Here is a 12,119-nt window from a genome sequence, read left to right on the forward strand (position 1 = left end):
AATCTAAATCATAAAAAAGCAATATCAAATAATTGATATTGCTTTTAAGGTTTTATAACAAGAAATAAAATTATTATTTTTTGTTTTTCTTTTGTGCTTTAGCATAGGCACTAGCGTCTTTTGTTACTTTTTCTAAAGTGCCTTCAAAAGATTTTTCAAGAATAACGGTTTGCCCATTTTCCTTGTAAGTCGTTGTTACTTTTGCAGAAGCATTTTCATTTATTGTGCCATCATCATTTGTTTCTACAGTTATAGATCTCATAACTTCAACTTCATTACTTGTTAGACCTAAAGCACTTTCTTCGCTATGACCACCTAGTATAGGAGCAATTACTAAACCAATTAAACAAGTTAGCTTAATTAAAATATTCATTGACGGACCAGAAGTGTCTTTAAAAGGATCTCCAACCGTATCTCCTGTTACTGCCGCTTTATGTGCTTCAGAACCTTTAAAAGTCATTTCTCCATTAATTTCTACACCTGCTTCAAAAGATTTTTTAGCATTATCCCAAGCTCCACCAGCATTGTTTTGGAAAATAGCCCAAAGCACACCAGATACTGTAACACCTGCCATATAACCTCCTAACATTTCTGCTATTAATAATGTATTCATACCAAAAAGCATAGGAACAAAAGCAATGACTAAAGGGAATCCAATAGTTAATAATCCAGGTAACATCATTTCTTTTAAAGATGCTTTTGTTGAGATAGCAACACATTTATCATATTCAGGTTTTCCTGTTCCTTCCATAATTCCTGGAATGTCTCTAAACTGACGACGGACTTCATGTACCATTTCCATTGCAGCTTTACCAACAGCGTTCATTGCTAGGGCAGAGAATACTACCGGCACCATTCCTCCAACAAATAACATGGATAGTACAGGTGCTTTAAAGATGTTAATTCCATCGATACCTGTAAACGTTACATAAGCCGCAAATAAAGCTAATGATGTTAGTGCAGCAGAAGCGATAGCAAAACCTTTTCCTGTTGCTGCTGTTGTATTACCAACTGTGTCTAAAATATCAGTTCGTTCTCTTACAATAGGTTCTTGTTCACTCATTTCTGCAATACCACCTGCATTATCAGATATTGGTCCAAAAGCATCAATGGCTAATTGCATAGCGGTTGTTGCCATCATTGCAGAAGCAGCTAATGCTACTCCATAAAAACCAGCAAACTCATATGATGCCCAAATGGCAGCAGCAAATAATAATACAGAAGGAAATGTAGAAATCATACCAGTTGCCAAACCTGCTATAATATTTGTCCCTGCTCCAGTAGATGATTGATGTACTATTTTTAAAATTGGATTTTTCCCTAATCCTGTATAATATTCAGTAACTGAAGAAATAACGGCACCTACAACTAAACCAACTAGTGTAGCATAGAACACACGCATTGCAGATATTTCAACTAAGCCTTCACCAAAGAAATGCATTTGCATTGTTTCTGGTAACATCCAATTTACTAAGACAAAACTAGAAATTGCAACTAAAACTATTGAGGTCCAGTTACCAATATTTAAAGCACCCATAACTTGGTCTTCTTTAGCATCATTATTTTTTATTTTCACTAGCATAGTTCCAATGATAGAAATAATGATTCCGACACCTGCAATAGACATTGGTAATAGAATTGGTCCAATACCTCCAAAAGCATCAGAAATTGATCCTCCCATATCTTTAATAATGTAATTACCAAGAACCATTGCAGCTAAAACCGTTGCAACGTAAGAGCCAAATAAATCAGCACCCATACCAGCGACATCTCCCACATTGTCACCCACATTATCTGCTATAGTTGCAGGATTACGAGGATCATCTTCAGGGATTCCTGCTTCAACTTTACCAACTAAATCGGCTCCTACATCGGCTGCTTTAGTATAAATTCCACCACCAACTCTTGCAAATAAAGCAATGGATTCAGCTCCTAAAGAGAATCCAGCTAAGGTTTCTAACACAATAGTCATGTCCATAGTGTTTGTCCATTCACTTCCCATAAAAAACCAGAAGAAGAAAATAAAGAAAGCAGTTAAACCAAGTACGGCTAAACCTGCAACACCAAGTCCCATAACAGTTCCTCCTCCAAAAGAGATTTTAAGCGCATTTGGTAAGCTTGTACGTGCAGCTTGTGTTGTTCTTACATTTGTTTTTGTGGCAATCTTCATTCCTATGTTTCCGGCGAAAGCAGAGAATACAGCACCGAAAATAAAAGCAACTATAATTAACCAATGTGTTGTTGGTACTATAAAAGAAACGATTGCTAATAGTATAGAGACTATTAAAACAAATACAGCGAGTAATTTGTACTCAGCATTTAAGAACGCTAATGCACCTTCGTAGATGTGATCTGAAATTTCTTTCATTTTACCATCTCCTGCGTCTTGTTTCATTACCCAGGTTTTTTTTACAAGCATGTAAATTAAACCTATAATAGCCAAAGTAATTGGCATATAAATCATCATTGATCCCATGTTAAATTATTTAGTATTAATTAATTTTTAGCATAGTAAATATAATGAAAATGAAAATATTTTTTACGAAAAAAGCAATATCAATTGCTTAATATTGCTTTTTTAATATTTAAATAATGATATAATCTGAATTCCTAAATTTAGGATCTTAGATTAAATTGTGAAAGTGCGTTTCTTTTTATGTTCGCTTTCATCATAACGTTCTATACATTCATGATAAATTTTAACAGCTTCTACAGCATCTCCCCAACCACCTACATCAACTTTCTTTTTTTCTAAGTCTTTGTATACACGGAAAAAGTGTTCAATTTCTTTTAATCTATGTGGGTTTAAATCACTAATGTCCCTGTTATTGCTCCAAATTGGATCTGAAACTGGTACACAAATAATTTTTTCATCTGGGCCTTTTTCATCAGTCATATGGAAAACACCAATAGGTCTAACTTCCATAACAACCATTGGGTATGTTGGTTGGTGACCTAAAACCAAGACATCTAAAGGGTCACTATCTAAGGCTAATGTTTCAGGTATAAAACCATAATCACCAGGATACATCATAGATGAAAAAAGCATACGGTCAAACCTAATTTTGTGTAAAGTAAAATCGTATTCATATTTATTACGGCTTCCTTTAGGTATTTCAATTAATACATCGAAAGTTAAATCTTCTTCTAATTCTGACATGTTTTATATTGGATTTAGAATTCTATTATGCATAGAACTCTTATTATATTCTTAATTAAACAAAAGTATAACAAAGATAATATATTGTACGAGTTAGACAATTAATTTATTTGAGTTTACTTAAGTGAAAATTTAATGTTTTTTTCTTTTATGATTTAGGTTTGTATAAAAATGTCGACTTAAGAAATAAATAACGTTAAGTTGAAACTAATTTAATTGCTCATTATGTTAATATCCTAATTAACTATAGTGTGCTTTTCTTGTTGAAATAGTTTCACTAATTTCGTTTTACCTATGGTGTACAATATGATGATTCAAATTGTATTTAACTAAAAATAGCTATTTAAGTATGAATTCGGATTTAATAAAAGTCATCAATCAGCATAAAGAAACAATTAAAGTTTCTATGACTTTAAAAGAGGACTCACAACGCTTTACAAAACTACTTTTTAAGGCCTTTTATGATTGTGATACTAATGCCGAAGAAGCATTAATAGAATTAGAATCTTTGTTTATTACAATTAGAAATAATGCATGTCCTGAAATTAAAGATTTGCCTTGTAAACTTTGGGGTGATTTTAAAGACAAAATTCCTGATTTATATTCTAGTTTAAAGAAGGATGCAGAAGCTATATTTAATAATGATCCGGCATCACAATCAATTGAAGAAATATACCTTGCTTATCCAGGCTTTTTTGCAATTTCAATTTATAGAATGGCGAGAGTGTTTTATAAACTGAATTTACCCTTAATCCCTAGGTTAATGACAGAATATGCACATTCAATTACGGGTATAGACATACATCCAGGAGCCGACATAGGTGCTTCATTTTTTATAGATCACGGTACGGGAGTGGTTATTGGTGAAACAACAGAAATTTATAATAATGTTAAGGTATACCAAGGGGTTACTTTGGGAGCTTTAACGGTGAAAAAAGAATATCAAGACACAAAACGTCATCCCACAATTAAACAAAATGTTACTATCTATGCTAATGCAACCATTTTAGGTGGTGATACCGTTATTGGTGAAAATAGTGTGATTGGTGGTAATACTTGGTTAACAGAATCTGTTCCTGAGAATTCTATTGTAACACATAATCATCAGGTTGAAATTTTTTCAAAAACAAAGAAATAACATGAATAAGACCTTAATAGATCAAATAGGAAATACACCGATTGTTAAGTCAATAGCTTTAAATACGAATCCTAATGTTAGTTTGTATTTTAAACTTGAAGGAAATAACCCTGGAGGTAGTGTTAAAGATAGAGCAGCTTACAATATGATTAAAAGTGCTCTTGATTCAAATAAAATTGATAGATCTTCAAAATTAATTGAAGCTACAAGTGGTAATACAGGGATTGCTCTAGCGATGATTGCTAGTCTTTTTAAGTTGAATATAGAACTTGTTATGCCTGAAACAGCAACAAAAGAGCGTGTGCAAACGATGCGTGCTTATGGAGCTACTGTTACTTTAGATCCCAATGGAATTGAAGGTGCTAGAGATTATGCGGCTAATAAAGTTGAAAAGGAAGGTTATTTTTCATTTAATCAGTTTGCTAATGATGACAATTGGAAAGCGCATTATAAAACAACAGGTCCTGAAATATGGAGAGATACTGAAGGAACTATAACTCATTTTGTATCTTCTATGGGTACAACAGGAACCATAATGGGGACTTCAACTTATTTGAAAGAACAAAATTCAGAAATAAAAATAGTAGGAGTGCAACCAACAGAAGGTTCAAAAATACCAGGTATTAGAAAATGGCCTTTAGAATATTTGCCTAAAATATTTGATGCCTCAAAAGTAGATCAAACCATAGAAGTCAGTAAAGATGAAGCTATGCAAATGACTAGAAGATTAGCTAAAGAAGAAGGTATATTAGCAGGGATGAGTAGTGGAGGAGCTACAGCTGCAGCTTTAAAATTGGTTAATGAATTAGAAAGCGGAATTGTAGTTTGTATTATTTGCGACCGTGGAGATCGCTATTTGTCTTCAGACTTATTTGAATAAGCCATTAAAAGTATTATGCAAAAAAAACGATTTACTTAATTGTAAATCGTTTTTTTGTTAAAAATAAAAGCCAAAACTACCAGTAACACCAAAAGCTCTTGCGTCTGGTCGGTCTAAATAGTTACCTTTAAAGTTGAAGTCTAATCTTAATATTTTAAAAATATTAGCAACACCAAAGCTATATTCGTAATACATACGTGTATTTGGTGAAACTAATGGAATTTCCATTGGATTACCTGTGCTGTTTAAAGCAATGTTTTCATCAGAAAGCTCTCCCCAAACTCCTCTTAAGCCTAAAATAGCTCTTAAGTTATATTTCTTTAAGAACGGAATACGAGAGAAAATACGTCCGTTAAAATTGTGCTCTAAATGTACCGAACTATAAGTATCGGTAACAAATTCGTAATAATCTAATTGTGTAAACGTATTGTATATTGAAAAATACGATTGGTTACCAGGAACAATACTTAGCAATCCAAGAGGTACTTCTCCAAAAGTTTTACCCAATTCTACAGAGGTTACTAATCTTCCAAATCCACCTACTTGCCAAGGCTGTATATAAGAAAACTGTAATTTAGTATAATCAAAATCACTATTAAACCAATCTTGATTACCATAGCTCACTTGAGTAAATAGTCTTGCAAAATCATCATTTTTATTTTGACGTTCTACACCAAAACCAGTCATTTGACGTTTAGGGAAATAACCTAAAGAAAATCGGGTTTCAAATTGATTAACTTCGGTAGCTATTCCAGTAGAAGATTCAGGGTCGTTGTAATCTAAACTAAATGTTTGTGAGGCAGAACTTAAAGTTCTAAAGCTACCATCTACACGGACTTCAAAATTACGTAGAGGTTCTATTGAGGCGCCAAAATTTGTAAGAGTAATATTTGAAAGCTTGTCATTAGTCCCGGTGCCAATAACAGCAGAAGAAGCTAAACTACGACCTAAAACATCTGAAGAGCTTGTTAAGCTAGCTCCTATCTGCTCTACATCTCTCCTGTTACCTCCAAATACGGTAAGTCTACTGCGTTTATCTAATAACCATTTACCAGAAACACCATATTTAAACTTATCATCTTTAAAACCGTATGCTAAAAAGCCTTCGATTCTCCATAAATCGTTTGGTCCAAAATAAGTTCTTCCTCCTCCTCTTAATCTAACGCCTTCAACTTCATTATAACCAAATGTTGAAAAAATAGGACCATAGTCTAAGTTCGCACTAGTAAACTCAACATAACCTGAAGCAAGGATGCTACCAAGGTTGTATAAACGTTTAAATTTCTTAACCGTTTTTAGGGTGTCCAACATCTTATAAATACCTTTTTCGTCTTTGCTTAAAGCTTCAAGTCTATTGGTTTGCCAAAAATTATCTTCTCTGTTGTATACGTCTTCATCATAATTATATACAACCTTGTCATAAGACTTTGGGTCTTTGGGTTGGTTAAACTTATAATTATCATAAATGGTGGTTCGTTTTCCATATAGACCTCTAGATTCTTCTTTTTTATTCACAGAGAAGTCTGAAAGAAAATAGTCGCGTTTAATTAGAAATACAGAATCGTTTAAAACTTCAAATTCTTGTTCAATATAAATTTCTTTAACCCAGTTTATATTTGCGCTTTTTGAAGCTTGAAGATTAATTTCTTTTATAGCATAAGTAGAGTCGTTAACCCAAAAATCACCTTTAAAGGTTAATTCATTTTTTCGTCTTGGGTAATAAATAATATTATAACACCATTTATCTCCTATGTACGCGCTATCAGATAAAACGTAGTTGTAAGTTTGAATGCCTGTTCTACTCAAAGGGCTAACAAAACTTTTGTCGAAGAACTTTAGGTAATTATCATAAACGTTGTATTCTGAGTATAAATCGTCTATAAAATCAATAATCATTTGATTGTTACTAAAACCAGAGTTTTTATTACCAATTAATTCTTCGTGATTTTTATTAAGATTATTATCTCCTGATATTTTCTTTACAGATTCATTTAGAAATATAGGTAAATAGGTTTTTCCTGTAACATTAGAAGTATCAACTTCTTCAAATACAAATTCCATTCCTTTAAAAAGTTTACTTTTTATCAGAGCGCTGTCAATTGTGTTTAGGTCAAATTCTACTTTTTCGTATTGGTCGTATTCATATTGATTAAATTGGTTTAACCCATTTTTTCTTTTACGTTCCCAAATCTTTTTTAGAATTCTAATGGCAGGATTTTCGGAAGCTTTTTTAGATTGTTTTCCGGTAACAATAAGTACTTCGTCTAGTGTAGATGTTTCTTCTTTAAGTATAAAATTTAAGTCGTAATTAACACGTTTGGTTAATGGAATTTCTAAGACTTCAAAGCCAACGAATGAAACGGTTAAAGTATTCCAGTTATCTTCAGATTCTAAATAGAATTTACCATCTTCATTTGTAATTGTACCTTCCGTTGAGCCAGAAAATAAAACATTAGCAAAAGGAATAGGTGAGTTGTTTTCATCGTAGACGTGACCGCTTACTTTGGTCTGTGCCAATGCAGATAAAAATCCAAAAACGAAAAAAGATATAAATAGTTTTAATTTCATATTAAAAAAAAATAAACTTCATCAACAACCATGCTAAACTAAGCTTGAGGGTCGCCAATGAAGTTTATTAAACGCAGAAAACTGCAATTTATTTGTACATAACCTTTTTTACTGCTTTAACAACACTGTCACTGTTAGGTAACCATTCTGCTAATAATACAGGTGAATAAGGCGCAGGTGTATCTGCTGTATTTATTTTTACAATTGGAGCATCTAAGTAATCAAAAGCTTCAGATTGCACAATATATGTAATTTCTGTCGAAACATTTCCAAAAGGCCAAGCTTCTTCTAAAATAACAAGACGATTTGTTTTCTTAACAGACTTTAAAACAGCTTCTTTATCTAATGGACGTACTGTACGTAAATCTATGATCTCGCAAGAAATTCCTTCTTTAGCTAATTCATCTGCAGCTTTATAAGCTTCTTTGATAATTTTACCAAAAGATACGATAGTTACATCAGTACCTTCACGTTTAATTTCAGCAACACCAATAGGTAAAGTGTATTCTCCTTCTGGTACTTCTCCTTTATCACCATACATTTGTTCACTTTCCATAAAGATAACAGGATCATTATCTCTAATAGCAGATTTTAATAAACCTTTTGCGTCATAAGGATTAGAAGGTACTATTACTTTTAAACCTGGTGTGTTTGCGAACCAATTTTCTAAAGCTTGTGAGTGTGTTGCTCCTAATTGACCAGCAGAAGCTGTTGGGCCTCTAAATACGATAGGACAGTTAAATTGTCCACCAGACATTTGTCTGATTTTTGCTGCATTATTTATAATTTGGTCAATACCAACTAGAGAGAAGTTAAACGTCATGTATTCTACAATAGGACGATTACCTGTCATTGTAGATCCGATTGCTATACCTGCAAAACCAAGCTCTGCAATTGGTGTATCAATTACACGTTTTGCACCAAACTCGTCTAACATTCCTTTTGATGCTTTATAAGCACCATTATATTCTGCTACTTCTTCGCCCATAAGATAAACACTCTCATCTCTGCGCATTTCTTCGCTCATGGCTTCACAAATTGCTTCTCTAAATTGAATTGTCTTCATTTTTCTATTTTTAAACGTCTAGCAAAAATAATAATTATGGATATAAAATACCATTAAAAGTAGAGTGAAAAATGAATTTATTTTCATTTTAGAATTGTGATTGTTTTATAGCTGTATAATAAAGAGAGTGTTAAAAGTGTAATGGTTTGCATATTAGATGTTTATAGTCTTGTTTTTTTATTGTTAAGCAAAGTTTATTTTGGGGTAAAGTGGCCAAATTGCTAATTATATATTGAAAAATATTTTTACATTGACTCAAAAATCCTGATATGTGAATATTTTGGACCTTTCAGATCAATATTTTTATTTTTTTTTGAGGGTTATTGATCATATTATTTCTTTTTATAAACTTTGGTTGAAACATTATTATTAATGTACTAGTCTTTAATATAACTATTGTTTATCTTAACTTATTAGATTTTGAAGGTATTCTAGATTTTGAGAATGATTTTTTTTGTTCTTAAAATGCTAGGGGATTATACACTGAAATTCTTTTATTAGGATCTTAGTCTATGTAATTAACAATAAAATCTTAAATTTTTATTAATTTAACATTTTATTGAGTTGAAAATGATTTTATGAAAATTTTATTATGCGCGCATAGTAAAAATCCGAATTATTATTTTTATATTCGTAATCGAGAAAAAGACGTTTAAAATAAAATTATTTTATATGAAGATATTAGTATGTATTAGTCATGTACCTGATACAACATCAAAGATTAATTTCACAGAAGGAGATAGTAGATTTGATACTACAGGGGTTCAATTTGTAATTAACCCTAATGATGAGTTTGGTTTAACACGTGCTATGTGGTTTAAAGAAAAACAAGGAGCAAGTGTAGATGTTGTTAATGTTGGTGGTCCAGAAACGGAACCTACATTAAGAAAAGCTTTAGCTATTGGAGCAGATTCTGCAATTAGAGTTAATACAGAAGCTACTGATGGTTTTGCTGTAGCGAAACAATTAGCAAAAGTAGCTCAAGACGGAGGTTATGATTTAGTTATAGCAGGTAGAGAATCTATTGATTATAACGGAGCTATGGTTCCTGGAATGTTAGCAGCAATAATCGATGCAAATTTTGTGAGTAATTGTATCAGTTTAGAAATTGACGGAACTAATGCAAAAGCGGTTAGAGAAATTGATGGCGGAAAAGAAACAGTAAGTACAATGTTACCTTTAGTTATAGGAGGTCAAAAAGGTTTGGTTGAAGAAAGTGATCTTCGTATTCCTAATATGAGAGGGATTATGATGGCGCGTAAAAAACCATTAACGGTTGTAGAACCAATTGATGTTAGTGCAGAAACTAAAGCTGTAAGTTTTATTAAGCCTATAGCTAAAAGTGAAGTGATATTAGTAGATGCAGATAATATAGATGAGTTGGTAAACTTACTTCATAACGAAGCTAAAGTAATTTAATCTATAGTTGCACTACCAGCATTGGTTAAGTATTTAACGAATGCTATTTTAAAAATTAATAATAACAAAATAGATTCTTGCTTTGGCAAGAATGACAAAAATCAAATTTTATGTCAATTCTAGTATATACAGAGTCCGAAAACGGAAAATTTAAAAAAGCGGCTTTAGAAGTCGTTTCATATGCAAAAGCTATTGCAGACCAAATGGGAACATCGGTTACTGCTATAGCTGTAAATGCAGATAATACAGAAGCATTAGGTAATTACGGAGCCTCTAAAGTTCTTTTAATTAAAGATGAATCGTTAAAAGCTTTTAATGTTAAAAAATATACAGCAATTGTTGAGAGTGCTGCTAAAAATGAAGATGCTAAAGTTGTTGTTTTAAGCTCTAGTGCTGATAGCAAATATCTAGCACCTATGTTAGCAGTCGCTTTAGAAGCCGGTTATGTTTCTAATGTTATAGAAGCTCCTTCTGGCGTTTCTCCTTTTACAGTTAAGCGTTCAGCTTTTACAAATAAAGCATTTGCTAACACAGAAATCAATACTGATGTGAAAATTGTTGGTTTATCTAATAATTCATTCGGGTTAGTTGAAACTGGAGGAAGTGCATCTGTTGAAGATTTTTCTCCTGCAATACCAGATTCTGGGATTACAGTTGAGTCGGTAGACAAAGCGACAGATAAAGTGAGTATTGCTGATGCAGAAATTGTTGTTTCGGGAGGAAGAGGACTTAAAGGTCCAGAAAACTGGGGAATGATTGAAGAATTAGCTGAGGTTTTAGGAGCTGCAACGGCATGTTCTAAACCGGTTTCAGATTTAGGATGGAGACCACATAGTGAACACGTTGGGCAAACAGGAAAACCTGTAGCTTCAAACTTATATATTGCTATTGGGATTTCTGGTGCAATTCAACATTTAGCAGGTATTAACTCTTCAAAAGTAAAAGTGGTAATTAATACAGATCCAGAAGCACCTTTCTTTAAGGCAGCTGATTACGGAATTGTTGGAGATGCATTTGAGGTTGTTCCTAAATTAATTGAAAAATTAAAAGTTTTTAAAGCTGCAAATGCATAATTTTATGACCTTTTAATATTCAGCATTTTATGTGTGAGAATTAAAAGATATTAATAAGGACTGTTTAAATTTAGACCTTACTTTTGTATCCGTTTTTTATCAGAAGTAACAGGGAAATTCATCAAATCTGCTTAAAGCAGTTGGTAAAGTCCAAATTTAAACAGTTCTTTGTGTTTTATAAATTATGAGTTTAGTTCGTTTAAATATCAAAGGCATATCGTATAGTCAAACCCAAAATGGTGCCTACGCTTTAATACTTAATGAGGTAGATGGTGACCGAAAATTGCCAATAGTTATAGGTGCTTTTGAAGCGCAATCTATTGCTATTGCTTTAGAAAAGGAAATCCGACCTCCGCGTCCCCTTACTCACGATTTATTTAAAAACTTTGCAGACAGATTCGATATTACGGTTAAACAAGTCATTATCCATAAGTTGGTTGATGGCGTTTTCTACTCTAGCCTAATTTGCGAACGCGATAAGATCGAAGAAATTATCGATGCCAGAACTAGCGATGCTATCGCTTTGGCTTTACGTTTTCAATCTCCAATTTTTACTTACAAAAATATTTTAGATAAAGCAGGTATCTATCTTAAAGTCAACCCTAAAAAGGAAGATGAAGAAGATCAAGACAGTATTCTAATGGATGAGCTTATTATTGAAGAAATTGAATCTTCTTCAGAAGAGCAAGGTGGTTATCAAAATAAATCTCTTTCAGATCTTAATACTCTCTTAGAAGAAGCCGTAAATAATGAGGATTACGAAATGGCTGCCAAAATTAGAGATGAAATTTCTAAACGCTAACTAAATACTTATT

9 protein-coding genes are annotated in these 12,119 nt (G+C 32.4%); 5 read left to right on the top strand and 4 right to left on the bottom strand.

What is annotated here, in order from left to right; all coding sequences use genetic code 11:
* Window positions 1-73: 73 nt before the first annotated feature.
* A complete protein-coding gene (locus tag HSX10_RS01775) occupies window positions 74-2,476 on the bottom strand; it encodes a sodium-translocating pyrophosphatase (protein WP_173586481.1) in 2,403 nt (800 codons plus the stop codon).
* A gap of 153 nt (window positions 2,477-2,629) precedes the next feature.
* Entirely contained in the window at window positions 2,630-3,160 is a 531-nt protein-coding gene (locus tag HSX10_RS01780; RefSeq protein WP_173586482.1) for an inorganic diphosphatase, read from the bottom strand.
* 349 nt (window positions 3,161-3,509) lie between these two features.
* On the opposite strand from HSX10_RS01780, the gene epsC reads away from it, so the two are divergent.
* Window positions 3,510-4,298 (top strand): serine O-acetyltransferase EpsC, encoded by a 789-nt coding sequence (epsC, locus tag HSX10_RS01785; protein ID WP_173586483.1) that lies wholly within the window; start codon window positions 3,510-3,512, stop codon window positions 4,296-4,298.
* Window position 4,299: 1 nt separating this feature from the next.
* A complete protein-coding gene (gene cysM / locus HSX10_RS01790) occupies window positions 4,300-5,178 on the top strand; it encodes a cysteine synthase CysM (RefSeq protein WP_173586484.1) in 879 nt (292 codons plus the stop codon).
* A 57-nt stretch (window positions 5,179-5,235) separates the two neighbouring features.
* Here cysM and HSX10_RS01795 read toward each other — a convergent pair whose 3' ends face one another.
* Together HSX10_RS01795 and HSX10_RS01800 are read right to left on the bottom strand one after the other, a co-directional pair.
* The gene (locus HSX10_RS01795; RefSeq protein WP_173586485.1) at window positions 5,236-7,746 is read right to left on the bottom strand and encodes a DUF5686 and carboxypeptidase-like regulatory domain-containing protein; all 2,511 of its coding nucleotides are present in this window, start codon (window positions 7,744-7,746) and stop codon (window positions 5,236-5,238) included.
* Window positions 7,747-7,834: 88 nt separating this feature from the next.
* Window positions 7,835-8,812 (bottom strand): pyruvate dehydrogenase complex E1 component subunit beta, encoded by a 978-nt coding sequence (locus tag HSX10_RS01800; protein ID WP_173586486.1) that lies wholly within the window; start codon window positions 8,810-8,812, stop codon window positions 7,835-7,837.
* 672 nt (window positions 8,813-9,484) lie between these two features.
* On the opposite strand from HSX10_RS01800, the gene HSX10_RS01805 reads away from it, so the two are divergent.
* The 3 genes from HSX10_RS01805 (at window position 9,485) to HSX10_RS01815 (ending at window position 12,106) form a co-directional block, all read left to right on the top strand.
* Window positions 9,485-10,231 (top strand): electron transfer flavoprotein subunit beta/FixA family protein, encoded by a 747-nt coding sequence (locus HSX10_RS01805; RefSeq protein WP_173586487.1) that lies wholly within the window; start codon window positions 9,485-9,487, stop codon window positions 10,229-10,231.
* 110 nt (window positions 10,232-10,341) lie between these two features.
* On the top strand, window positions 10,342-11,304 hold the full coding sequence (locus HSX10_RS01810; RefSeq protein ID WP_173586488.1) for an electron transfer flavoprotein subunit alpha/FixB family protein: 963 nt from the start codon (window positions 10,342-10,344) through the stop codon (window positions 11,302-11,304).
* Window positions 11,305-11,488: 184 nt separating this feature from the next.
* Entirely contained in the window at window positions 11,489-12,106 is a 618-nt protein-coding gene (locus HSX10_RS01815; protein WP_173586489.1) for a bifunctional nuclease family protein, read from the top strand.
* Window positions 12,107-12,119: the final 13 nt, after the last annotated feature.

It is taken from the genome of Winogradskyella undariae, assembly GCF_013285155.1.
Lineage (GTDB): Bacteria > Bacteroidota > Bacteroidia > Flavobacteriales > Flavobacteriaceae > Winogradskyella > Winogradskyella undariae.